The sequence below is a fragment of the Flammeovirga sp. EKP202 genome, from assembly GCF_014534745.1.
Lineage (GTDB): Bacteria > Bacteroidota > Bacteroidia > Cytophagales > Flammeovirgaceae > Flammeovirga.
In genome coordinates this window covers 1-23,762 of sequence record NZ_JACVVP010000042.1, presented here as the reverse complement: position 1 = coordinate 23,762, position 23,762 = coordinate 1, and the positions used below count along the sequence as shown (strand labels likewise).

At 34.8% G+C, this 23,762-nt stretch carries 21 protein-coding genes and 2 tRNA genes; 7 read left to right on the top strand and 16 right to left on the bottom strand.

Annotation, left to right across the window (positions count from 1 at the left end; genetic code table 11):
- Positions 1–20 precede the first annotated feature (20 nt).
- The 4 genes from IC221_RS21340 to IC221_RS21325 all read right to left on the bottom strand — a co-directional run bounded on the left by IC221_RS21340 (position 21) and on the right by IC221_RS21325 (position 5,175).
- Positions 21–1,427, bottom strand: coding sequence for a hypothetical protein (locus IC221_RS21340; protein ID WP_188170904.1), 1,407 nt, complete (start codon positions 1,425–1,427; stop codon positions 21–23).
- Positions 1,428–1,570: 143 nt separating this feature from the next.
- Complete coding sequence (locus tag IC221_RS21335) at positions 1,571–2,731, bottom strand: ABC transporter permease (RefSeq protein WP_188170903.1); 1,161 nt, start codon at positions 2,729–2,731, stop codon at positions 1,571–1,573.
- A gap of 7 nt (positions 2,732–2,738) precedes the next feature.
- Positions 2,739–3,695 (bottom strand): HlyD family secretion protein, encoded by a 957-nt coding sequence (locus IC221_RS21330; RefSeq protein ID WP_188170902.1) that lies wholly within the window; start codon positions 3,693–3,695, stop codon positions 2,739–2,741.
- Positions 3,696–3,699: 4 nt separating this feature from the next.
- On the bottom strand, positions 3,700–5,175 hold the full coding sequence (locus IC221_RS21325; protein WP_188170901.1) for a TolC family protein: 1,476 nt from the start codon (positions 5,173–5,175) through the stop codon (positions 3,700–3,702).
- 346 nt (positions 5,176–5,521) lie between these two features.
- Between IC221_RS21325 and IC221_RS21320 the strand changes: the two genes are divergently transcribed.
- On the top strand, positions 5,522–6,718 hold the full coding sequence (locus IC221_RS21320) for a DUF819 domain-containing protein (RefSeq protein ID WP_188170934.1): 1,197 nt from the start codon (positions 5,522–5,524) through the stop codon (positions 6,716–6,718).
- 444 nt (positions 6,719–7,162) lie between these two features.
- Here IC221_RS21320 and IC221_RS21315 read toward each other — a convergent pair whose 3' ends face one another.
- The gene (locus IC221_RS21315) at positions 7,163–8,221 is read right to left on the bottom strand and encodes an AI-2E family transporter (RefSeq protein ID WP_188170900.1); all 1,059 of its coding nucleotides are present in this window, start codon (positions 8,219–8,221) and stop codon (positions 7,163–7,165) included.
- Between the two features lie 196 nt (positions 8,222–8,417).
- Here IC221_RS21315 and IC221_RS21310 point away from each other — a divergent pair, with 196 nt between their 5' ends.
- On the top strand, positions 8,418–8,825 hold the full coding sequence (locus tag IC221_RS21310; protein ID WP_188170899.1) for a hypothetical protein: 408 nt from the start codon (positions 8,418–8,420) through the stop codon (positions 8,823–8,825).
- A gap of 50 nt (positions 8,826–8,875) precedes the next feature.
- Here the strand turns inward: IC221_RS21310 and IC221_RS21305 are convergent, their stop codons facing one another.
- Positions 8,876–9,736: a hypothetical protein gene (locus IC221_RS21305; protein ID WP_188170898.1), complete on the bottom strand. Its 861-nt coding sequence runs from the start codon at positions 9,734–9,736 to the stop codon at positions 8,876–8,878.
- 131 nt (positions 9,737–9,867) lie between these two features.
- On the opposite strand from IC221_RS21305, the gene IC221_RS21300 reads away from it, so the two are divergent.
- Positions 9,868–11,127: a DUF418 domain-containing protein gene (locus IC221_RS21300; RefSeq protein ID WP_188170897.1), complete on the top strand. Its 1,260-nt coding sequence runs from the start codon at positions 9,868–9,870 to the stop codon at positions 11,125–11,127.
- Between the two features lie 68 nt (positions 11,128–11,195).
- Here IC221_RS21300 and IC221_RS21295 read toward each other — a convergent pair whose 3' ends face one another.
- From IC221_RS21295 to IC221_RS21265, 7 genes are all read right to left on the bottom strand, one after another.
- Entirely contained in the window at positions 11,196–12,017 is an 822-nt protein-coding gene (locus IC221_RS21295; protein WP_188170896.1) for a maleylpyruvate isomerase N-terminal domain-containing protein, read from the bottom strand.
- A gap of 111 nt (positions 12,018–12,128) precedes the next feature.
- Positions 12,129–12,983, bottom strand: a complete 855-nt coding sequence (locus tag IC221_RS21290) for a DUF4437 domain-containing protein (RefSeq protein WP_188170895.1) — start codon at positions 12,981–12,983, stop codon at positions 12,129–12,131.
- A gap of 68 nt (positions 12,984–13,051) precedes the next feature.
- Positions 13,052–13,816 (bottom strand): type I methionyl aminopeptidase, encoded by a 765-nt coding sequence (gene map, locus IC221_RS21285; protein ID WP_188170894.1) that lies wholly within the window; start codon positions 13,814–13,816, stop codon positions 13,052–13,054.
- Positions 13,817–14,048: 232 nt separating this feature from the next.
- Complete coding sequence (gene rplI / locus IC221_RS21280; protein ID WP_188170893.1) at positions 14,049–14,492, bottom strand: 50S ribosomal protein L9; 444 nt, start codon at positions 14,490–14,492, stop codon at positions 14,049–14,051.
- A gap of 31 nt (positions 14,493–14,523) precedes the next feature.
- The gene (gene rpsR / locus IC221_RS21275; RefSeq protein WP_169659400.1) at positions 14,524–14,778 is read right to left on the bottom strand and encodes a 30S ribosomal protein S18; all 255 of its coding nucleotides are present in this window, start codon (positions 14,776–14,778) and stop codon (positions 14,524–14,526) included.
- Positions 14,778–15,146 carry a 30S ribosomal protein S6 gene (gene rpsF / locus IC221_RS21270; RefSeq protein ID WP_188170892.1) on the bottom strand — a complete coding sequence of 123 codons (369 nt, stop codon included), beginning with the start codon at positions 15,144–15,146 and terminating at the stop codon, positions 14,778–14,780. The genes rpsR and rpsF overlap by 1 nt, the downstream gene beginning before the upstream one ends.
- A gap of 135 nt (positions 15,147–15,281) precedes the next feature.
- Positions 15,282–16,229 (bottom strand): GTP-binding protein, encoded by a 948-nt coding sequence (locus tag IC221_RS21265; protein WP_188170891.1) that lies wholly within the window; start codon positions 16,227–16,229, stop codon positions 15,282–15,284.
- Between the two features lie 193 nt (positions 16,230–16,422).
- On the opposite strand from IC221_RS21265, the gene IC221_RS21260 reads away from it, so the two are divergent.
- Entirely contained in the window at positions 16,423–17,457 is a 1,035-nt protein-coding gene (locus tag IC221_RS21260) for a guanosine monophosphate reductase (RefSeq protein ID WP_188170890.1), read from the top strand.
- Positions 17,458–17,542: 85 nt separating this feature from the next.
- On the opposite strand, the gene IC221_RS21255 is transcribed toward IC221_RS21260, so the two are convergent.
- The 3 genes from IC221_RS21255 to IC221_RS21245 form a co-directional block, all read right to left on the bottom strand.
- Entirely contained in the window at positions 17,543–18,736 is a 1,194-nt protein-coding gene (locus IC221_RS21255) for a thioredoxin family protein (protein WP_188170889.1), read from the bottom strand.
- A 358-nt stretch (positions 18,737–19,094) separates the two neighbouring features.
- A complete protein-coding gene (locus IC221_RS21250) occupies positions 19,095–20,297 on the bottom strand; it encodes a thioredoxin family protein (RefSeq protein WP_188170888.1) in 1,203 nt (400 codons plus the stop codon).
- 133 nt (positions 20,298–20,430) lie between these two features.
- Positions 20,431–22,770 carry a TonB-dependent receptor gene (locus IC221_RS21245; protein ID WP_188170887.1) on the bottom strand — a complete coding sequence of 780 codons (2,340 nt, stop codon included), beginning with the start codon at positions 22,768–22,770 and terminating at the stop codon, positions 20,431–20,433.
- A 147-nt stretch (positions 22,771–22,917) separates the two neighbouring features.
- Here IC221_RS21245 and IC221_RS21240 point away from each other — a divergent pair, with 147 nt between their 5' ends.
- From IC221_RS21240 to IC221_RS21230, 3 genes are all read left to right on the top strand, one after another.
- A complete protein-coding gene (locus IC221_RS21240; protein ID WP_188170886.1) occupies positions 22,918–23,379 on the top strand; it encodes a DoxX family protein in 462 nt (153 codons plus the stop codon).
- 196 nt (positions 23,380–23,575) lie between these two features.
- A tRNA-Met gene (locus tag IC221_RS21235) sits at positions 23,576–23,649 on the top strand.
- A gap of 37 nt (positions 23,650–23,686) precedes the next feature.
- Positions 23,687–23,760: transfer RNA gene (locus IC221_RS21230), tRNA-Met, on the top strand.
- The last annotated feature ends 2 nt before the right edge of the window (positions 23,761–23,762 follow it).

Sequence of the window (23,762 nt, the reverse complement as noted above, 5' to 3'; positions counted from 1 at the left end):
TCCCTTAATTTCATAGTTCTTTAATTTTTGCATCTGACTACCGCACCGCCTAAATCAGGGTAGGCATATGCTCCTACTTCTCTGTAATTGGGATTGAGTAGGAAAACTCTATTATCATATTTCCCTCCTTTTGAAGGGGCATTTTCTTCATCTAAAATCCACTGTCTTAAAGCATCAATAGGCACTGAATAACTACTATTTTTAGGCGTACTGATCTCCGCGTTACCTTTTTGGCCACTAGTACTTAATTCAAAACCTAAAACATCTTCAAAATCTCCATGAAGACTTAATGAGTCTTCTACTGTAAACGGTCCGCCTAACTTTGTAGCATAAACTTCATCTGTACTTAAAGCATTGACATGAGATAAATAGAAAATACTCCATTTATAGGCTCCTATATTTAAAGAATCACTATTTGCCATGGGTTCTGGATTAACCGTAGAACCGGTAACATCTGTAATCTGCTGTTTCACCTTTTCATACTCTAACTCTTGGGCTGTAATTTGTGCCGCTTGAAGACCTAATGTGTTTAATAGATAGTTGCTCCACGAAACCTCTCCACCACTAAATGCGAACCTTGCACTATTTAGATTTTCGGTAAATGTAAGCCCCCACGCAGTTGACTCAACATCCAACTCCTTCAAGTTCGTCAAAATATGCAATTGTTGATTTGTCAAAAGTGGTGCCCCTGAAGGTTGGTCAACATGTCTAAACCCGGCTACACCCGTACTTGAAATTGGTCCATTTTCAAAACCAGGAATTTCAAACGTAGTCACTAATGACAATTTGTATTCACCTGTAGCACTAGTCGCATCTTCCACAATGATCTGCACAAAGCCATAATCTTTTGCGAAGCAGATTTCTTTGAAACCTGTGAAATCATAGCCTTTCTCTGTAGCATCGTCAGGAGTAAAAACATAGACGTTATTGTAAACTATTTCATGAACTGTCCCCTCGTTAACCGTTTTAGACTGTAAAGTCGTAAACTGAGAATAGTGTTTATTATAAAGTCCATTTAAATTAACATAAAAAGAGGCATCTCCTGATGTTGTTACTGAAAACTCCGCTTGAGGAATAATGGCATCGCCTTGCATCATTACCGTTGCTTCTTGAAGTATAGATCTTCCTGATAGATCAATTTGTGAAGTTCCGGCTATATCGGTTTGGTTTTGGGGACGGTATCTATTATCTCCTTCCGCACTGGTTGAAGAATTAACCGTGAGCGTAATATCATTTGTACCGTTCTCTTTGTATATTAAATCGGTCGTGAAAGTCTCCGGGAAACTGTATTCATAAGAAATATCAATACCCACCAAATGCCTTAATTGGTCTTGGGTCAGCTGATTGGTTCCTTCGTTTTCTGAATCACATGAGGTTAAAAAAAAGAGGATAATAAATAGTAAGTGGTATGATAAACGGTATTTCATGAAGATCATATTTAAAAAATATATTGAAGACACAAACTTCGTTAGATATTTAGTTTAAACAAATCATTTATCTCAATTTTTAAAATAAAAAAACACCTTGATAAGAAGCTTACCAAGGTGTCATACATCATAAAAGTATCATTCTAATTTTCTTCTACTCTTATTTTTTGGAAAATTAAAATTAAACTGGCCAAACATGTGATGAACGAAATGATGAACAAGGGCTGTAATTCAGTTGAAATAGCACCTAGATTGGCCTCAAAATGTAATACTTTTCGTATTGCTTTTAAGAAATGGGTCAATGGAATACAACTTGCAATATTTTGAATCCATGTAGGCATCGCTTCTAAAGGCCATGTAAAACCTGATAAAATGAAGCTTGGGGTTGAAACAACCATCAAAACTTCAGTGGCCTTGAGCTGAGAGGGTAAAAGCCAACTCACCATTATGCCTAAACCTGTTAAGGCAAGAATAAATGCACACGTCAACAAGAAGACAGTTCCTTGATGAATTGGAATGTCAATCTTGAAGAATGGGAGCAAGATAAACTGAATACCGGCCCATAATCCTACTCCAATCACCCAATAAGGAATTGATTTTGAGAGAAAAATTATTAGAGGATTCTTGGTGATCGCTTTTATCTCATGGAAAGTGTTTTTCTCATGCTCAGCACTAAAAGTCAATGCCATCGCCAAAAGATAAACTTGTTGCATCACTGCTCCTAAAATACCTGGTAACATAAACAGCAGATAATTAGAAGTGGCATTGAAGTATCTTGTATCATCAATCGCAAATGCTTCCCATTGCTCTTTGGCTACTTCTATGGGAATCCCTTTTTTCTGAAGGCCGATAATCTCAATTCCTGCATTCAAAGTTCCCAAAACAGTACGGATACCTATATTGGCGTAATTACCAGTGATCATATTCGCACCATTCACTTCCACTTGTATATGTGGATGCCTTTTATAATTAATGTCTCCCTCAAAACCAGCAGGTATTCTAACAATAGCCTCATAATCATATATTTCCTGCTGAATATCTGCATCTTTTGAAGTTACTTTTTTCACCGACAGATAAAAGTTTTCATCCAATGCATCAATTATTTTATGGCTCAATGGTGTGCCATCTTGATCAATAACAGCAATAGACAGGTCTTTTACACTCGCTTGCTGATAGGTAAAACCGATAAGTACTCCAAAGAAAATAGGCGCTCCAAAGAAAACAGCAATCAAGACGTCATTGGAGAAAAAGAGCTTCAATTCTCTTTTTGATAATGCAATAAATGCTTTTATTCCTTCTTTCATGACTACACTATTTTTTGATCACTAGTGTTGTATTTGTCAACAAGCCTTCCGCCTTTGATGCGTTTAGAGGTTTCACTTTTAATACATATAGTGATTGATCAATTTTATAATTAGGATTCATGCTTTTTCTATTGGCATAAGACAATTCTTCTTTGATCGATAGAATCTTCCCTTCTAACTGAATACTTTCATCAAAAGGTGAGGTCACTTGTACTTTTTGATTGACCTTGTAATTCAATACATCTTCTTCTGACAAGACAAATCTGAAATAAGTAGAGTTGGTCTCATAACCAGAGAAAATATTATAGCCAGGTAATGCTAACTCACCTTCTTGCAAAGCAATTGATGTAATACTCATGTCCTTTGGAGCAATTAAAAATTGTTCTCCCATGGCAATTTCAACTTCCTTCATTGCGCCTTTGGCTCTTTCAAGTTGCCCAAGTGCCATTCTTTGTTTCTCATTTCTGACGCCTTTCTCTACCTCTCTTTTCTTTGCTTCAGTACCTTCATATTTAGCTTTTGCCATCTGATACTTTGTAAAAACCTCATCGTATCTCTGATCGGAAATTAGTTCTTCATCATGCATTGCTTTGATACGTTGATAACTTTTTTCTGCAAAAGTATATTGCTCTTTCGCTGCATTATAAGCGGCTGTCACTTGATCCAATTGGTCAGAAGTAGCACCATTAAAAGCCATTTCGTATTGAGCTTTCGCTGCTTTAATTGCACCTTTAGCTTGCATTTCTTTTGCTCCCAACTCCGGCATATCTATTGTAGCCAAAGTATCACCCTTTTGTACTTTCTCACCTTCTTCTACATAAAGTTGATTGATTCTCCCAGGTATCTTTGAAGAAACATAAACCACTTCACGTTTTACTTTCCCTTTTAATAATTCAGTTTGTTGAGCTTCTTCACATGAAAATAGAAGAGCAATTAAGGCGATAAATATATATTGATTTTTCATGATTCTAATTTTGGATATGTTCGATTGTTAAAGCTCCCATGGCATCTAAAAAAGCAACCGCTTCATGTCTTTGAGAGGCAATTTTTTGGATATAGTCTAATTGAAGCATTTCATAATCTGAGATCTCCTTTAATAATTCGGGAATATCAGCAAGACCATTTTTCACTTCCTCTGCTTTAATTCTTAAACCCTCTTTTGCATCTTCAACTTTTTCTTCAGCAACAGTGACTAATTGAGTGGAAACTTCCCATTCCATTTTTTTCTTTTCAAATTCTAAAGAAATGAGTTCCTCAGCATACGCTCTTTTTTCTCTCATTGATTCAACTTGTAAAGCTGATTTTTGAACTTCCCTTTTACGTTGTAAACCATCAAAAATTTCCCATTGTACACCAACTCCTACAAAAGGAACAGGGTCAACATTAGTCAAGTTTGATCCACCTTGAATTACATGAGCAAATGCTTTCGCTTTGGGTAAGGCTCCATATTGTTCTGCTTTATGCTTATATTCTAACGCTTCAATGGAAGAACCTAACGCCTTTAATTCTGCTCTGTTTTGTAAGTTAATTTCTCCGTCATCAACCATCCACAAGTCAAGGCTAGGGTTAATTTGTGCAAGTGTAGATTTCTCCATACCAGTTAATTGATGAAGTTTTTGTATGACTAACTGTTTACTACTTTCCAGTTCAATTCTTTTTGCCTTAATGTCTTTTTCAGCAATTCTGATTTTATTCAAATCATATTCAGTTGCCAAACCAACTTCCTTCGCCTTTAGACCAAATTCTTTTTGCTTGTCCAACCTTTTCTGACTTTCTGCTAAAACTTTCAAAGATTGGTTGACAACTGCAATCTTATCATAATAGTCCAACACCTCAATGATCAACTGATGCTCTTCCTTTTCTACCATAGCCATTTGTGCTTCAGCTTTTGACGCCGCTGCTTTTGCATAACTAGGTGCTTGAAGGCCTGAGAAAATGACCATTTCTACGTAGGCATCATAAAACCACAGGTTATTATCCTCTAATGTAATGGAAGCATTATTGGGCACTTGATTGACCATCCCGCTTACATTATTATAAACACCTTCAATCAATGGTGTACCAATTGCAATCATTTCAGGAGGCATGCCTGAATTCATCAGATTACTCAAACTCTGTTGTTTGCTTTGTTCTAACCCATGTAACAATGAGTTTTTCTCAGTGGAAATATCTCTGCTGATGGTCAAATCATTCAGCAAATGAGCATAACCCGCTCTTACCCCTACTTTAGGAATATAGGTGTATAATGCCCTTTGGCGATCCAATTGGGACGCCGAAACTTCATTTCTTTTAATTTTCAAGCTATGCGAGTTTTCAATAGCTTGATGAATAAGTTCTTTCCTAGTAATTGTCAATGCATCCTCTTGAGCATAACCCAATGAAGCACTTAAGCCAAAAATACTTATCAGTAAGTATTTCCAACTATTTATTGATGTGGTCAGCATTTCTTTTTTTACCCAGATTGGTATGAATTATTAGAATGATATTTATTATGAATGAATCTTCATTCACTTATTATTTAACGCAAATGTAAAGTCAATAGGTTTAAGTTCCAACTTCTAAATGATTAATAAATTCAAATACTATTTTATGTTTCATTAAGATTAAGAATCAAAAAACTACACAAACCTTATGAAGTTTTAATAAACAGGTAAATCAATCTAAGATTTTTTGTAAAACCTTCATTTTTGATGATCTTGCAATTCGTAATTTATTAACTATATAAACATAGATTTGGAACCACAAGTCACTCCCCTATTTACCAATGATGCCATAGTATTTGGATTACTTATGTCCTCATTGGCCTTTGTTTTTTACACTTCAAACTTGAAGGAAGGATTTTTTGTCAAGTTTTATAAGATATTCCCACCTCTTTTGATGTGTTATCTTATTCCCTCTTTGCTTTCGACATTCAATGTCATTTCTCCAGAGCATTCTCAATTATATACCATGGCAAAGAATTACCTGTTGCCAGCCAGTTTGATTTTGATGACCATTTCTGTGGATATGAAAGGCATTGTAAACTTAGGATCAAAAAGTATTATCATGTTCCTTTCTGGTACAGTAGGAATTATCATCGGTGGTCCTATTGCCATTTTGATCGTCTCTGCAATTTCTCCAGAAACATTTAATGGTGTTGGCTTTCAGGAAGTATGGAGAGGTTTAGCCACATTAGCAGGAAGTTGGATTGGTGGAGGTGCCAATCAAGCAGCAATGTTAGAGATTTACCAATATGATCAATCCTTGTATTCAGGTATGGTAGCTGTTGATATTATTGTAGCCAATGTTTGGATGGCTATATTATTAATGGGTATAGGTAAAACTAAGGCGATTGATAAATGGCTAAAAGCAGATGTAACTGCGATTGAAGATTTAAAAGAAAAGGTTGCTGCCTTTCAAAATAGTGTCACTAAAAACCCTTCTCTTACGGAATTGATGATTGTTCTTGGTGTTGCTTTTGGAATTGTAGGTTTCTCCCACTTTTCCGCTTCTACACTAAGTTCAACGATCTCTAACATGGTTGAAGATCCTTCTACAAGTGTGATGAGTAGTAAGTTTTTCTGGTTGGTCTTAATTGCAACAACGGTGGGTGTTGTGCTAAGCTTTACAAAGGCAAGACAACTAGAAGGATATGGAGCTTCAAAATTCGGTAGTGTTTGTATTTATATTCTCGTGGCAACAATAGGTATGAAGATGGATGTGACCAAAACAATGGATAATCCCGGATTATTGGCTGTAGGTGGCGTGTGGATGTTTATTCATGTCGTAATCATGATTGTTACGGCTAAAATTATCCGAGCACCTTTCTTCTTTTTAGCCGTGGGAAGTAAAGCCAATGTTGGTGGTGCCGCTTCTGCTCCAGTGATTGCTTCGGCATTTCATCCTTCTTTAGCTCCGGTGGGTGTTTTATTAGCTGTTCTTGGATACGCTTTAGGAACTTATGGTGCAATGTTCTGTGCTTATTTGATGCAGATTGCCTCTCAGTAAGAATTAATACATTGTAAACGAGGTTTTCTTTATTTATGGTTCTTAGAAATCAGGAGATTTCTGATGATCTGTAAGGCACGAATTCCACTAACGCTTAACATTCGCGTCAGTGGAATTTCTACTCAATTCTATTGGTAGTGCTTCTCCTCGGCCTTGAAGAGAAAAGCGTTAAAAATTTCATGAAGTGAGCCGTTAAAAATGATTTTCTTGTTTGAGCTTTAGCGAGTTTAAAATCATTTAGGCGAGAGAAATGGAATTTAGCTTTTGGCTTCTAAGCCTTGAATTTTTTGCTTCGTTTTTGTTTCAAGACAAAATGAAGAAGAAAGAAGCTTGAAAGCATACCCTATAAGTACTTGTGGAAAAATGGATTGAAAGTTGACGGTAATTTCGTTTACAGTGTAATAAAAAAGTGTGATCATTTTGTACATGGTCACACTTTTTTGATTAACAATCTTTCTGCTTCGTTTCAACTATTCCATTTTCAGAAAGCAATATTGCTACTGCCCTAGTAGAATCAAACTCTGCAAATATTATAATCATCAGAACAGTAATAGGAACGCTAAGGATCATTCCCCAAACTCCCCATATTGATCCCCAAAACGATAAAGCGAGCAGCACAACCAAACCACTGATGTTTAAGGTATTCCCCATTATCTTTGGTTCAATGATATTTCCAACAATTACTTGTATTGTTCCTACAGCTACTAATACAATTAAACCTGCCGAAAAATCTCCAAATTGAATAATGGTAAAAAAGGCGGGAAAAAGCGTGGCAATCAATGAACCAATTGTAGGTATAAAATTGAGGTAAATGATGATTGATGCCCAGAAGAAAGGTGCCTCTACTCCCATTATCAATAATACGACATAACTTAAACCTCCCGTCAGAATACTTACCATTGTTTTTAATGTAAGATAACTACTCACTGTCTTCCCTATTCTAGTGATCATCTTCATTGCATTATTGTATTCCTCCTTGTTCGGATAGATCTGCTCAATCTTTTTTCCAAAAGCAGCCTCTTCAAACAATATAAAAATCATATAAAGGACGATTGTGAAAGTATTTCCAAATAAACCTGTTATAGAGGAAAGAACATTTTTGAGAAGCGTGGTAAAATTAAAATCGCCTATCATCTTATTAAAATGAGAAGTAATATCAATATTAAAGAAATTATTGATTTGCTGTTCTATCATCATGAGGTTGTCATCATATTTCACCATAGACGATGAAAGATTCTGCATACTCACACTTAGCACTTTTACTTCAAGAAAAATGAAAACAAAAATTGTGATCGATGCTAAGATATTTTGTAACCACATCGGAATTTTATGTTTCTTGGAATTAATTACTCCGCCTATTGCTGTTCGTACTTCCACAACGATAAGCCATGCTATTACAGCTAATACAAAAGGAACCAAGATACTTTTTAAGAAAATTAAGGAAGCAATAATAATCAGTATTAATATTGCCACATAAGTGAGCTTGTCTAATCTCAACATCATTTTTATAGTTTTGAGTTTTCTCTAAAATACGAACAAAGATGAACAAAGCGTTCGTCTTTGAACATTATTTACAAATGTTATTTTACATTTTTAACATTTAAATTATTAATAATCAGCGATTTAAGTTTTTTAGGCATAAATATAGAATTAAAGATAGTGTGTCAAATTAATTTACTATCATCTAAATAACATAACAATGAAAAAGCAGTTTGTTACTCTCTTGGTTTCTCTAGCTACTCTATTTTCAACATTCGCTTATGCTGGCGTTTTAAGCCCTGCAAATGAAAAGAACTCTAAATTAATTCGAATGGTGAATAATGCAGACAAAAACGATTGGCAAACACTCAATAAAGCAGCTCGTTTGTCTATCAACTGGAATGCAGATCTTGAACTTGCAAAGCAATGGCTCAAAGCATCAATAGATATTAGTGAAAATGCAGAAGCTTTTGAAATTTTAGGTGATTATTACCTAAGAAAAGGAGATGTACAAAAGGCTTATGATCATTATTATAAAGCGTTTGAAATAGGCTTATTTAAATTAGAAAAGGCTGATCTTGAACGAATACAACGTAAAGTACTTTGTTTCGGAAGATCATTACAATAAAAATACTAGTTCAAATTAATTATCAATTTAACTATGACGTTAGAATTTTTCTAACGTCTTTTTTTTCTTCTTTTTTCCCCTGGACAGTTGCACTCTTCTTTTTGTCTGATACTGTATTTGAAAGTCAACCCATAGGTTGGGGTAATTTTATTCAAATTATGTTCAGGAACGCCCTCAGAAATGAGGTTACCGTCGCCATCAAAGCTAGGTCCAGACGCAATACGATAAACAAATACAGTATTTCTCATTGCAAAAAGTCCCAATCTTATCCTCTCAGAAGCTAGCCAATACAAATCAAATCTTAATCTTGTAAGATCTACCAGCCTATCATTTTCGTTTTCATTATCTTGATTGATAAATAGTTCATAAGAGAATTCACCTCTAAGTTTTGCCTTTGAAACATTAAAGTTTTTCCCTAGCATTAACCACAAACCAAACCTACCAACATCATCACGGCTACCTGGTGTGTCGACCGTTTTATTATAAGTGATGTATTCATATGAAAGACGTTTTTGAAATTCTAGAAGATTATCTCCAATAATTCCATTATGTTGAAAAAAAGCTCTCCAATACCAAATATTCCAATTTTGTTCAAAAACCGAACGAATGGAGGCCCCTATCATTAATTTTGGATCTTTGAATTTGTGAGCATACCCCACCATAAAGTGAGCTCTATTCATACTTAAATCTTCAATGATGTAGTCATTAAAAGAAGAAGACCTTGTGTTGATTTCAAAAAAAAGACTATCGCTGTTTGGCAATTCATAGTCTATATTCCAAAAAGTCCAGTAAGACGTATCTTCATATCTTTTTCTGGTTTCTTGTGCATTAACTAGATTATTTTGAGATAAAATGTAAAAAATTATTATACCTTTAAAAAATAAAATTGAAGGTTTCCAAATAGGTTTCATTAAGATCGGAAAGATTTATTAACATCGTGTTATGTAACCAATAACGGCAACTTTGGGTAAACTAACAAAGAGTTCTTTAAAAAGAAAAACAAAAACTCTGCTAAATTGATACATCATTAACTAAAGCATATATGAGTAATAGCACAACATCTACTATCGGACCTGCTACTGGAAAACAACGACTGGGTGTCATTGACGCCTTGAGAGGTTTTGCAATATTAGGTATCTTATTCGCAAACATATTGAGTTGGAGTTTATTTAAGTTTACTCCTTTTACAACTCTTGAACAACTTCCTTACTATGAGTTAAATGACACTTTATATTCGCTTTTAAGTTTCTTTATAGATACTAAATTCTACAGTATCTTCTCAATTCTATTCGGAGTGGGATTTTTCATCCAATACGATAGACAAAGAAATAATCAAGAAGCTTTTCTTAAAGTATATAAAAGAAGATTATCCTTCCTGATATTATTTGGTTTTATCCATATGATCATCTGGTCAGGTGATATTTTGATGCTCTATGGTATGATGGCATTTATCTTCATTGAGTTCAGAAACCTTCCTCCAAAAAAGATCTTAAACTGGGCCGTAATTTTATTGGCGTTCCCATTAATTACTGATTTAATTGTAATGCTTGTGTCTCCAGGCTGGATGTCTCCAGAAGTTTCACTTGCAAAGAAAACATATATCGATCAAGATCCTGCATCAGTGGTTGCAGCGTTTGAAAGTGGTAACTTACTGGTTACTATCAAACAAAACCTACACAATGTAATGTGGAGATGGTTTGATTTCCTTCCTTCAGGAAGACCGTTTAAAGTTTTAGGTTTATTCCTACTTGGTTTCTACTTACAATCTCAAAATTTCTTTACAGATAAAGGTAGATCATGGAAAGTATTTGGTGGTTTCTTTACAGTAGGCGCTTTGGCCCACTTTATTGGGTACCAAATTGGAGGTTCGATGGCCTTGTTTGCCTCAACTCCAAGCGATTTAGCTTATAAAGGAATCATGGTATTTGGTCAAATCTGTTTGGCATTATCGTATGCCTCACTACTATCAATTATCTATTACACTAAATGGGGTGAGACTATTTTCTTCCCATTGACAGCAGTAGGTAAAATGTCATTCACCAATTACCTTTCACATACATTCTTCGGTATTGTGTTATTCTACGGAATAGGATTCGGATTAGGAGGTCAATTGAACCTTGCTCCAATCTTCATCATCGCCGTCTTAATGTATGCTTTCCAAGTGGCCTATAGCTACTTCTGGCTGAAGTACTTCAAGTTCGGCCCGCTAGAATGGGGTTGGAAGTGTCTTACTTATAAGAAGAAATTCCCGCTAAGAAATAGCACTTACGAGAAATTAAAAGCGGCGAAAAAAGCGGCTTAGTAATATAAAATTGAAGCCGTCAGTTCTTTCCAACTGACGGCTTTTTTATGTATAAAATTTAAAAAGTACTACGCCATAAATGAAACCATTCCTAAGGCTACTTCTGCTATTTCCTTATCACCTTCCACTGTAATTTTATCTCTTAAATCATCTGCTCTCAAGCTCTTTGAAAATAACTTCCATGAAGCGTCAGCATCAATAGTTATTGTAGAAATGATGTTTCCTTCTGGAAGTTTTTTTGACAGCTCCCAAACCTTCCCATCATATCTGACAAACCACTCTCCTTTCACCTCCCCAATGACAGTAAACTGTAAAATGTTTCCTTCCTCAGTGGTTGTCTCTCTTAATGTAAAAGGTAATGCAAACATACAAGTATCTAAAAAAGGAATGTAAAACTCCTGCGTTATAATACCTTGTTTTCCTACAGCATCACGGATTTGTTGCTGATGTAAAAACTTTTCAGTGTATTCCCTTGCAATATGCATCCAGTTTTTACTTTCATTCTCACCAGCCCAAGCAACTGAGTACTCCGCTTTTCCATTAGGATCAATAGAAGCGTAATACTTATAAAAAGGTTCCCCTGTAAATTTTAGTAATTCAATTAAAAACTGAGGACTAACACGTTGCATTGCTTGTACCCAATCTGCATTGAGTTGATTTAAAAAGTCTAAGAGATCTTGATAAGAGTTAATTGGAGAAGCTTCCGATTTATGTCCATCCCTTAAGCCTGATAAGGTTCTAATATTACCATCTAACAAATGTGCCACTACATCTTTCACTTTCCATTTCTTCGCTATAGTCTGTTTAGTCCATTCCTCTTTTGTCAAGCTAGATAACAATTCTATTAATTTCTGATCTAACTGTGGTAAATGATGCACTAATTCAATCATGGTTTTGTCATTTATATCAATGGAAAATTAAGTTAGAACAAAATTAGACCATAAAAAGAGATAGTTTCGAGTTATTCAATCTTATTAATGATCAAAACTAACCTACATGTTTCAAATCCCCTCTATAAACATCTTATCATTGGTCTTAATATAAAGTACAACCTCTTTATCTTTTTTATTTTCTAATTGATGGAATGTATTCAATTGTGAAGTAAAGTAGCTTCCTGCTACTAGGGTTTCCATTTTATTTTTAATTAAATAGTTTACTTCACCCTTTATCACTACCGAATGAAATACCTCTCCCATAGACATTAGCTTTATTTTAGCTCTAGGGGGCAATTTTATAAAACAACCAAAAGATTTACCCTCTTTCTTCTCCCATAAAAAACTCATTAATGCTTTGCTGTTCTTAGATATCCAATTGGTTTGATCATAACCTAACCATACAACGTTAGTGTAGTCTATATTTATAGGTCGTTCATAGGTTGATTTTGCTTCACTCAATGGCTTGACTAAATAAGGCCCTTTATCGATTTCCACCAACGCTATGTTTACATTTCCTTTCGCCGCTGTGATATGTGGCTCTCCAACAGGTTGTGTCCAAAAACTCCCTGGTTTCATCCACATAAATTCTGCTTTAGGATCATCATTATGAATCATTCCTTTGATGACCACTGCTCTATACGTTACATTATGGATATGTGGAGGAGATGAAAAACCGTCTTTAAACTTTGCTAAGAAGCCTGTAGGAACCTCTGCATTTCTATCTCCCCAAAGTGTTGCTGCTAAAGGGCTATTATCACCTCTCGCTGGGTTTAATTTTCCCCATTGAATATCTTTATACAAGAGTACATTTTTGGTAGGGTTTTCAGTTAGTATTGAAGCTTTCTTTACTTCCTTGTTTTTTTGGGCACATGAAATTAACAAACCTAGTAACAGGATCAGAATAGTTTCTTTTATTCTCATTTTTATGTGTAGTTTTTGGTGGTTATGATAATGGGAGTATAGTTTCTAGGTTGAAGATAAATGGAGTATTAAAATACTCCATTCATTTCGGTCAAAATTTCGGGTTTATCTTCGGTAATTAATATAGTATGTTCATGTTGTGCTACAAAACCACCTCTATTACCTACGAGTGTCCAACCATCATCACCTCTTTCAACTGCAAGGTTAGATTGTGTTGAAATAAAAGTTTCAATGGCTACGGTAGTATTTGCTTTGAAACGGTTTTTATTTGTTTTCACTTGATAGTTTAAAATATCGTCTGGAGCTTCATGAAGACTTTTCCCAACTCCATGCCCTGCTAAATTTTTGATGACTTTAAACCCTCTCTTTCTAGACTCCGATTCAATAATTCTACCTACTTCAGAAACCTTCACTCCTTTCTTGATTCTGTAAATGACATCTTTCAGAATTTCCGTCGAGGCATCCACTAAAGATTGTAATCCTTGTGTGTCTTGCCCTACTATAAATGATTTACCATTATCAGCCCAATAGCCATCCAATTCTGCTGATACATCGATGTTAATTAAATCTCCTTCTTTAATGATTACGTCTTCAGAGGGGATACCATGAGCAGCCACTTCATTTATACCAATACACGTAAAACCTGGAAACTTATACGTTTCATAAGGAGCTGACTTCGCTCCATATTTTTTAAGAATTTCAGCACCGAAGTCATCAATCTCTTTTGTAGACTTACCAACAGCAGTAAACTCTACCATTTGTCTTAAAGTCTCTGCTACTGCTTCACTGACTTTTTTCATTCCTGCTAAGTCAGCATCATTTTTAATTAACATATGATTCTAATAATATATAAGTACTAGGAGAAAAAGTTATAAATTGTTTTTCAGTAGTTAGCCCCAATACTTCAAATTTAAAATGAGAAATTAATTGCAAACTTTAATATTACTACATTTTTTTCTAAACCACCAAAAAAGGCTTTCCTAATCGAAATTAGAAAAGCCTTTTAAGGAAAAAACTCAAAGTGATAAGATTGCTGCCTAACGGCAGTAAATTCTTAAACTTTAATTATGCAGAAACTACTTCTAATGTAATTTCGTGCTGAACTTCTTTATGAAGATCAAGGACAGCTTTGTACTCCCCTAACATACGGATCTCAGAAGAGAAACCGATACGCTTACGGTCAATATCAAAACCTTGCTCTTTTAAAGCGTCAGCCACCTGTAAAGGTGTTACTGCACCGAATATTTTACCACTCTCACCAGCTTTAGCAGTAAGAGAAAGTGTCAATTCACCAATTTTAGCAGCTAAATCTTCAGCATCTTGCTTCACTTTTTCAAGTTTGTGAGCTGCTTGCTTGATCTCTTCATTTCTCATGCTGATGTTAGCTGCAGTAGCTAATTTAGCAAAGTTTTGAGGGATCAAGTAGTTTCTACCGTATCCAGGCTTAACGTTTACAATATCGTTTTTGTAACCTAAACCTTTGATATCTGTTTTTAAAATTACTTCCATTTTAGAAAAATTTTTTAATATCTAATTAAGATTACTTTAAACCGTCTGCTACGTAAGGTAGAAGAGCTAATTGACGAGCACGCTTAACTGATGTAGCAATTTTCTTTTGGAACTTTTGCGAGTTACCAGTAAGACGACGAGGTAAAATTTTACCTTGCTCGTTTAAGAATTTTAATAAGAATTCAGGATCCTTATAGTCGATGTATTTCACACCGTACTTTGTGAAGCGGCAGTACTTTTTAGTACGCTCTTGCTTTCTGTGTAGAGGTTCGTTTTGGAGACTCATTATGCTGTTTTTTCTTCAGTTTCAGATTTTTTTGTCCATTCGCCGTTTCTTCTTCTTTCGTTGAAGTTAACACCGTGCTTGTCTAAAGACACAGTTAAGAAACGTAAGATGTTTTCGTCACGCTTTAATTCTAATTCGAATTTAGCGATGATCGAAGGATCTGCTTTGAATTCAAACAAGTGGTAGTGCCCAGAAGTTTTCTTTGCAATTGGGTACGCCAACTTTTTAAGTCCCATGTCCTCTGATGAGTACACGTCTGCACCTGCCTCTTTCAGATGACTTTCGAATTTAGCAATAGCCTCCGTGGTTTCGGAATCGGACAACACTGGTGTCACGATGAAGACTACTTCGTAATGCTTTAATGCCATTTTTAAAAATAAATTTTGAAATAATCAAAAATTTCAATCCCCGAACATAATTCGGGTGTGCAAAAGTAATAATTAATTATTTCAATGCCAATATTTTTTCAAAAGGTATTGTATGCTTAACAAGAATTTACAGATTTAGCGTAGTAAAGACTTGATTTTCTTCTCAATCGGTGCTCTTTTGATACCTTTACCAATAATCACCATCTTATTCTCACGCTTCTCTCCTTCTTTCCAAGGAGAACCTATATTAACTTTTGATTCATTTCGAACTCCTTGGATAACTACCCTATTTTCCTCTCCTTTGATATTAAAAATACCCTTAAATCTGAAAATCACCTCAAACTGTAATTGAAATAATATTGATACCCACATTTCCAATTTTACAGGATCAACTTCTCCTTCAAAAGTAAACGCATGAGAAACCACCTCTCCATGGGCATGTTCATGAGCACCGCCAATAAAACTAGCTCTTTCTTCTACCTTGTCTACATTAAAAGAATTAAGATTTAGAATATCTTTTTCAATAACTTCTCCATTGTAATTTTTCTCAACCAAAGCTAAAGGATTCATGAGTTTCAGGTAGAAAGCCATTTTCTTTACTTGTTCCTCTGTTGAAAGGTCGCATTTCGATAAAACAATGTAATCACTGAAAGCAATTTGTTTTGAAGCTACTTCATGATCTTTTAATGACTGTTCGAAGTTTAGAGTATCAGCGATACAAATACAGGCATTTAACTCAAATAAATTTGAAATCGCAGGATCTCCTACAAAGGCTGCTGCGATTGATGAAGGTTCTGCTATGCCCGTTGTTTCTACCAACAGATGGTCTATTTCTTTACCTGACTTAAGTAAATTTCTCAGGACCTCTCTTAGTTCACCATTTAAACTACAGCAAATACATCCATTCGACAATTCAAAAACATCTTGTTCAGTATCCACCACTAAACAACCATCGATCCCTACTTCACCAAATTCATTCTCGATAATGGCAAATTTTGTATCAGGATATTTTTGAATTAGATTATTTAAAAATGTTGTTTTCCCTGCTCCTAAGAAGCCTGTTATTAATGTAACTTTTATCATAGTATTTTTTCCAGAAAATTTTGAGAATGCAAAGTTAGTAAGCATTCATTCAAATTGAAATTATTCTCTATAACTCCCTTCATAACATTATGTTTTCTTCACAAAAAAAGCGATTCGAGTTTCGTCATAAAATAAATCGATTCCGTATATTTGTATGTTTTGTGAATGTAAAACCAGAGTAGAATCTTCCATTATGAAAATCAGAAAAGCATATAGTTTTGATGACGTATTAATCGTACCAAAATACAATAAAATCAAATCTAGAAGAGATGTTAGCTTTAAGACTAAAGTCACTAAAAATCATACTATTGACATACCTGTTTTAATTGCAAATATGGACACAGTATGTGAAAGCGAAATGTGCATTGCAGTCGGTAGATTAGGTGGTTTAGGTGTACTTCACCGCTTCTTAACGATTGAGGAACAAGCTGACGAAGTAAGAAAAGTGAAAGGTGAAAATTTACTTTGTGCTGCCGCTTTAGGAATTAAAGATTATGAGGAGAGATTAGCTGCTCTTGCTGAAGCAAAAGTTGACATTATCGTTCTTGACATTGCACATGGTCACTCTGAAATGACAAAGGAAACATTGCTTTTCATTAAGAAAAACTACCCTCAAATTGACGTAATGGTCGGTAATATTGCCACTAGAGATGCTGCGGTAGATTTCTTAGAATGGGGTGCTGATGCTTTAAAAGTCGGTATCGGTCCTGGTTCAATGTGTACAACTCGCATCATGACAGGTTCTGGTGTACCTCAATTAACTGCAATTGACGATGTGTACCAAGCGGTAGGTAACCGTATTCCGATTTGTGCTGACGGTGGTATCAAACAACCTGGCGATGTAGTAAAAGCAATTGGTGTTGGTGCTGATAACGTAATGGTTGGTTCGATAGTTTCAGGTACTGATGAAGCTCCTGGTGAATTGATTACAACAACTGAAGGAAAATTCAAAACTTACAGAGGTATGGCTTCTTTTGATGCTGCGATCAGTAAGTTGAAAAAAGATAATAAAAAATCAAGAGAAGTAATTTCTGTTGAAGGTGAAAAAACGCTAGTTCCTTATAAAGGACCAGTAGAGCCTATCATCAAAAAATATTTAGGTGGTTTAGCGTCTGGCATGACTTATCAGGGTGCTACTGCTATTGATCAAATGAAAGGTGAAGTGGAGTTTGTTGAAATGACCACTTCAGGACTTTATGAGTCAAAAGCGCATGGTGTTCGTAACTAATTGATCAATATAGATTAAAAAAATAGCCTTGTAGTTATGAATACTGCAAGGCTATTTTTTTAAGTACTAAGGCGCTCTATTAAATCTAAATTGATTTAGTAATTTTATCTAAAAGCTTTTGAGTGCCAGTAGGATTCCTTCCTCTACTTTTAGCTAACTCAATAGACTTTTCTGCCGCAACCTTGGCCTCTTCGTACATTTTTAGCTTATAGAGTATGTTCGCTTGAGTGTCTAAATTAAAAGCTTGCTCTTGAAGTTCTACCGACCTATTAGCCCAAAGTAATGCTTTATTTAGATACTTTTTACTGACATCTGCCCTGTAAAAACTCCAAGCAAATTTATTTAATTCAATAAATACTTTTCTTTTGTTTTTAACTTCACAAAGAGCAATAAATTTGTCGGCACTGTAGGACGCCGTTTTCCAATTTTCCCTGCTAAGGTAATACTGAACATCAAGTGACAAATAATAATACTCTGCCTTATCTTTGCCTAACATTTTTTCTATGACACTCTTTTGTGCCTCCCAATCACTCGTTGATCCTCTTCTAAATAATGGATACAAGGTATTCGAGACAATTGAATTGTATATTTTATCAACCTCATTAACGCTATGAGATTGTAAGTAATAGTCTTCTAGGTTAGAAAACATCAACACATATTTTGAAGTAATACTTTGTTGAGATGCCACATGTCCGATAGCCCCTAAAACATTCTTTTCTTTAAAGTCCGACTCGTCCAATTTCGAAAACCATAGGTTAAGCATTTCCTCATCTGAAGAATTTCCTTTGTAAACTAGAGATACATATTTTGTCAGAAGTTCCTTTGAGTAATTTGTCTTTTTCAACTCACTTTTCAGCGTAATAATTTCCTCTGATAAATTCACCACTTTTTTACTCTGATCAATAAATCTTTTGAGATTAGGAGCTCCTGATTTTCTGTAAACTAACTTACCATCAGGCAAAAAATACATTAATGTTGGGTAAGAGGTAATTGTAAATTCGTTTTTAAAGTCCATCCCTCTAGAGCTTTCCATGTCCAGTGCCACTGAGATAAAATTTTCATTGTATAGATCTCCCACTTCTTTTTTAGGAAAAACATCTCTTTTCAACATCTTGCACGGACCACACCATGTAGTATAAGCATCTACAAAAATTAGTTTATTGGTTCTTTTAGCTTCCGCTTTAGCTTGCTCCCAGCTGCCTTCAAAAAAGTTAATCCCTTGTGCATTTGTTGTGAGAGCAATAACACTAATAATTAGTGTTAGAATAGTTTTTTTCATTTCTTACTTTTTTAGAGAACGTAAAATAGTTTGTTAAAATAGGCATACTAATGAATAGTAGTCAGCTTTCCATTGCTGCTTTAATTGCCGTAAAAATAAAATAAAAAGTGGAGCCCTGTTTCATAAAAACCAAATTTTATTCTGCAATAAAACATTAACACCCACAAAAAATATAAATTTGCTACTCTAACTCTATACTTTAATTACAAAACCCATTATTAAATTCAATAAGACCTTATTCATATTTCTTTTCAGACTTTCCCTCTCAAAAATATCATACAAAAAAACTCATTGATACTGATATCTTCAGTACCAATGAGCTTTGTAAATTCATCATGAGTTTTTATTATAGTAACACCTACAACATCGCATTAATCCTATCTAATAATTGTTGGGTTGAGGTGTAATTTTGTCCATTCCCTTTTGCATATTCAATAGATTTTTCAGCTGAGAATTTTGCTTGATCATACTTTTTCAACTTATAAAATAAGTGTGCTTGAGTATCCAAATTAGCATACCCTTCCTTTAATTCTACAGATCGATTGGCCCAAGTCAGTGCTTTTTTCAAATATTTCTCCCCAACTTTCGATTTAAAAAATTCCCATGCATAGGTATTTAATCGCTGAGACAAATAAGGATCATTTGCTTGTTCATAAATCATGATCACTTTATCAATACTTAAACTAGCATTTTGCCAATCTTTTTTAGAGATATAAAACACTGCATCTAATGAGGGAAAAACCTCTTCTACATTTTCATTACCTAAGGCTTTAACCAATCGATTTTTCTCTGAATTCCATTCGGATAATGACGCAGTTTCTTGAATATCATAAAGCGTATTACTTGCTATTTCTTGATACATATCCTTTGCAGTGAAATTATCAAACTGAGACATGATCTTCTCTTCATTTTTCCGAAAAACTTTCACTACTTCATCAGAAACTTCTGCAACTGAAGTGGCATGAGCAATTAATTTTAAATTCTCTTTATCATTAAAATCTTCCTCCTTTAACATTGCTAACCACTTATCCAGTAACGTTTTTTCTGATGAGGCTGCAGCATAAGCTAATTGTAAATAACTTCTTAACTCTTCTTTGGATGGATTAGGGGTAGATTTAACCTTTCGCTCTAAAGTATAAAACTGTTTCGAAGGATCTAAAGCATCCGCTCCATACCGAATAAAGTCTTTTGGCTCAGCTGCTCCCACCATCTTGTGTACTAATTCACCTTCAGGATTAAAATACAACAAGGTTGGAAATGCCTTTACTTCAACCTTTTTTGCAAATTCAATTCCTTCTCCCTTTTCCATATCAATAGCTACAGAAATGTATTGAGCATTGTAAAACTCCCCAACATTCTTATCTGTAAAAACATTCTTTTTAAGGTATTTACAAGGGCCACACCAGGTCGTATAGGCATCAACAAAAATATATTTATTTGTCTTTTTTGCTTCAATTTTTGCGTCTTTCCATGAACCTTCAAAAAATTCAATTCCTTGATCTTGAGCGAAGAGAAAAGAGGTCAGTAAAGAAAATAGAAATGTTAGCGTAATTTTTTTCATAGGTAAGTATAGTTTGATTCCAAGAATGTATTTTTTAGACAAAACAAAACCCAAAGCTTCAACTTTGGGTCAAGATTATTTCTGAAATACTTTGATAATTTGACTCATACAATATAGTCAAAATAATTCATGATTAAAACCAAGCACTAAGACTTACAGAGAAGTTCCTACCAGGTTCTGGTATGTTCAAAATTCTGTATCGAGAAAGATGCCTCATATAAACATTGTCGGTCAAATTATCTATTTTAAATAATAAATTACCATAAACATTATTGATTGAAAAACCTGTCCCCATTTTGAAACCAAATGCAGCATATCCTTCCGTTCTTTTCTCGTTTCTGTCTACCCTATTTTGGGCTTGAACTAATTCAGCATTGAAAGCTACAAAAGGTTTTGAGAAGAAGCTATGATTGATATTCGCAGTATAAGTAATTTCATTTAAGGTCGCTAATGGCGGTATGAATGGAAAGGATCTATTTAAATCAGTATTTACAGCATATACATATTCGGTTGCATTTGAAAATTTAAATGATGGAGAAATTTCCCAATCCAACATAAACTCATGACCAAAGAAATAACCTGCACTTTCAGTATAACGATAAATTTGCCCTGCATCTGGAAGTGTTGACGCATCTCCACTAGCGGCTAAGTAGATATAATTTGTATAATAGTTAAAATAAGGGCTAAAAGAAACATTTAACTTTTTAGAAGAATAAGAAAGGTTAATATCCCACTGATACCCTTCTTCAGGGTTTAGATTCGGATCTCCTTGTTCATGCCTGAAAGTACCGTGATGCACACCATTTGCCGCTAACTCGTTTGCCGTTGGTGCTCTAAACGTCTTGGCTACATTGGTATTGGCATTGATTACCTTAAACATCGTCCATTGTAAACCAAAAGACCCTGCAAAGTTAAAATAGTCTTTGTTGATAGCTTCTGCTCTTACCCAAGGATTATCACTACCGGGAGGATCCTTGAAGAATGTATCTGTAAATTGTTCTGATGCAAAAGAAATATAATCAAATCTTACACCACCAATTAAATCTAAATTTGATCCTAATTTATAACCTACGATACCGTAAGCACCAAACGTATTTTGAAGGTAATCTGGTATTAGAAAGTCATAGCCACTTCTTGTATTTTCTTGAAGTTCATAAGCGACACCTACCTCCCATTTTTTCTTCTTATTTTCTTTGTCAAAATGAATGTTCGTTGAAACGGTTTGAAGATCTAATCCATTCGCTGTAAAACCATCGTCACCTAAAGGTCTTCCGTGACGAGTCGGGTCTGAAAGCTCTCTCCTATCATTGTTTTGATAACCTAAATCCATCCAAAGTACACCTCCCCATGTATCCACATGAGAATTTATAGTAACCATCTGATGGATGATTTCTTGTCTTGGAATTTCAGGGTTCCTTGCATTTCCAAAGCTATCAATCCATGATTGCGTTGGTATACCTGTTGCACCTGGGAATAGGCCCACCATTTGATCAAACATACTATAAGATACGCTTGTCACCCATTTTTTACCACTGAAACCAACTGTTCCTTTAATAGAGCCAATATTACCTCCTGTATTTGCTAAGAAACCATTCGTTATTTGGTAGATTCCTCCTAAATAATCGAATCGTGTTGCTGGAACTTGGTAATTGCCAAAGTCTTCATATCCTCCAGAAAGTTGATAAAAAACTTTATTCTTTTGTGCATTGACTTTAAACTCTCCACCGAAATAATCATTATTACTTTTGTAATTTAAAATAGCACTTCCTTCAACTTTATCTTCACCAAGAGGTTCAGGTGATTTCATTCTAATTACGCCTCCAAGTCCATCTGATCCATATTTTAAGGTTGCAGCACCTTTGGCAATTTCTACTTCATCTACCGTTGATTGCCCAACAGACAAACCATGATCCATACCCCATTGTTGGTCTTCAAGTTTCACACCGTCCACACTCACAACAACTCTTGACCCTGCCATTCCTCTCACTGTAGGTTTAGAAATACCCACACCTGTACTGATATAAGAAACACCTGCTGTTTTTGAAAGGGTTTCAGAAATTGTTGTCGCTCTTTGTACCTCTAAATCATATGAACTTACACTTGTAGTATTAAGTCCGGAAAGAGACAACTCATCATGACCGTGACTATGTACATCTACCTCATCTAACTCCTGTAGAGAGGGTTCTAATGAGATGATTATTTTTTTTCCTACACTCACTTTCACTTCTTTTTCATCGAAACCTAAAAAGTGGAAATTCAAGACTAGGCTTTTCTTTTGTCTTGTAAAACTAAATTTACCGCCTTTATCCGTCAAGGCTAGTATTTCCTCATTTTCAACATCTTTAATTGAAACCCCTTCTAATGGAGTCCTTGATTCTGAATCGATTACAACCCCGTTGTAGTTATTATTTTGAGCTGAAATTATTAAAGAAATTAAAAGAAATGAGATGGTTAAAAAGTATTTTTGCAACATGCTTGCAAAAATAGAAAAAATAAGAAGATTTAAAAACTCAAATCTACCGCTTTAAATTCTATTTAATTTTCAAATAGACCATTCATTACTAAACTTGCTAATGTATTTTTGCTATTTCTTAAAATCAATTATTTAAATACATCCGAAATGTTATCGAAATTCAATCAAACGACTTCCAATCCATCATTTATATTAATCCGCATCATGCTGGGAGTTGTTTTTCTTTCAGAAGGAATTCAAAAATTTTTATATCCCGCTATAAGAGGTGCAGGTCGCTTTGAAAAAATTGGACTTCCATATCCTGAGTTTTTAGGTTCATTTGTTGGTACATCGGAAATTATATGTGGTGTGTTACTTCTTCTTGGATTATTTACTCGTCTTAGTAGCTTAGTCACCACTATTATTATGATCACCGCAATTCTCACTACCAAATTTATCATTTTAAACAACGATGGCTTTTGGAGTATGATGCATGCAAGTAGAACGGATTGGGCAATGTTATTAGGTAGTATTTTTCTTTTGATCAATGGAGGAGGGAAATGGTCACTGGATATAATCTATCAAAATCGACAAAAAAAACCTTTAATGGTTTCAAAAGAAATGAAGTAAAAAACGTTCTACCCTTCATGAAATGATGGTTTATGATGGGGATTTAAAATTAAATTTTGAATTATACATTAAAAAACTAGGCTTTTTATTTCATTCAATAATAAAGACTTACTCTCTCCTTTACATTTTTTTACGAAAATTACTTCTATAGGATTTGCACTTTAGGAGCATACACCCCATATTTGCACTCCGAAATGGCGAGGTAGCTCAGTTGGTTAGAGCGTCGGATTCATAACCCGGAGGTCACGAGTTCAACTCTCGTTCTCGCTACTAATAAACCCGTAAGTATTGTCCGCTTACAAAACCTGGCGAGGTAGCTCAGTTGGTTAGAGCGTCGGATTCATAACCCGGAGGTCACGAGTTCAACTCTCGTTCTCGCTACT

Excerpts from the sequence above, each read along its gene's own strand:
- IC221_RS21340 (WP_188170904.1), bottom strand. The coding sequence starts at position 1,427 with ATGAAATACCGTTTATCATACCACTTACTATTTATTATCCTCTTTTTT.
- IC221_RS21335 (WP_188170903.1), bottom strand. The coding sequence starts at position 2,731 with ATGAAAGAAGGAATAAAAGCATTTATTGCATTATCAAAAAGAGAATTG.
- IC221_RS21330 (WP_188170902.1), bottom strand. The coding sequence starts at position 3,695 with ATGAAAAATCAATATATATTTATCGCCTTAATTGCTCTTCTATTTTCA.
- IC221_RS21325 (WP_188170901.1), bottom strand. The coding sequence starts at position 5,175 with ATGCTGACCACATCAATAAATAGTTGGAAATACTTACTGATAAGTATT.
- IC221_RS21320 (WP_188170934.1), top strand. The coding sequence starts at position 5,522 with ATGTCCTCATTGGCCTTTGTTTTTTACACTTCAAACTTGAAGGAAGGA.
- IC221_RS21315 (WP_188170900.1), bottom strand. The coding sequence starts at position 8,221 with ATGATGTTGAGATTAGACAAGCTCACTTATGTGGCAATATTAATACTG.
- IC221_RS21310 (WP_188170899.1), top strand. The coding sequence starts at position 8,418 with ATGAAAAAGCAGTTTGTTACTCTCTTGGTTTCTCTAGCTACTCTATTT.
- IC221_RS21305 (WP_188170898.1), bottom strand. The coding sequence starts at position 9,736 with ATGAAACCTATTTGGAAACCTTCAATTTTATTTTTTAAAGGTATAATA.
- IC221_RS21300 (WP_188170897.1), top strand. The coding sequence starts at position 9,868 with ATGAGTAATAGCACAACATCTACTATCGGACCTGCTACTGGAAAACAA.
- IC221_RS21295 (WP_188170896.1), bottom strand. The coding sequence starts at position 12,017 with ATGATTGAATTAGTGCATCATTTACCACAGTTAGATCAGAAATTAATA.
- IC221_RS21290 (WP_188170895.1), bottom strand. The coding sequence starts at position 12,983 with ATGAGAATAAAAGAAACTATTCTGATCCTGTTACTAGGTTTGTTAATT.
- map (WP_188170894.1), bottom strand. The coding sequence starts at position 13,816 with ATGTTAATTAAAAATGATGCTGACTTAGCAGGAATGAAAAAAGTCAGT.
- rplI (WP_188170893.1), bottom strand. The coding sequence starts at position 14,492 with ATGGAAGTAATTTTAAAAACAGATATCAAAGGTTTAGGTTACAAAAAC.
- rpsR (WP_169659400.1), bottom strand. The coding sequence starts at position 14,778 with ATGAGTCTCCAAAACGAACCTCTACACAGAAAGCAAGAGCGTACTAAA.
- rpsF (WP_188170892.1), bottom strand. The coding sequence starts at position 15,146 with ATGGCATTAAAGCATTACGAAGTAGTCTTCATCGTGACACCAGTGTTG.
- IC221_RS21265 (WP_188170891.1), bottom strand. The coding sequence starts at position 16,229 with ATGATAAAAGTTACATTAATAACAGGCTTCTTAGGAGCAGGGAAAACA.
- IC221_RS21260 (WP_188170890.1), top strand. The coding sequence starts at position 16,423 with ATGAAAATCAGAAAAGCATATAGTTTTGATGACGTATTAATCGTACCA.
- IC221_RS21255 (WP_188170889.1), bottom strand. The coding sequence starts at position 18,736 with ATGAAAAAAACTATTCTAACACTAATTATTAGTGTTATTGCTCTCACA.
- IC221_RS21250 (WP_188170888.1), bottom strand. The coding sequence starts at position 20,297 with ATGAAAAAAATTACGCTAACATTTCTATTTTCTTTACTGACCTCTTTT.
- IC221_RS21245 (WP_188170887.1), bottom strand. The coding sequence starts at position 22,770 with ATGTTGCAAAAATACTTTTTAACCATCTCATTTCTTTTAATTTCTTTA.
- IC221_RS21240 (WP_188170886.1), top strand. The coding sequence starts at position 22,918 with ATGTTATCGAAATTCAATCAAACGACTTCCAATCCATCATTTATATTA.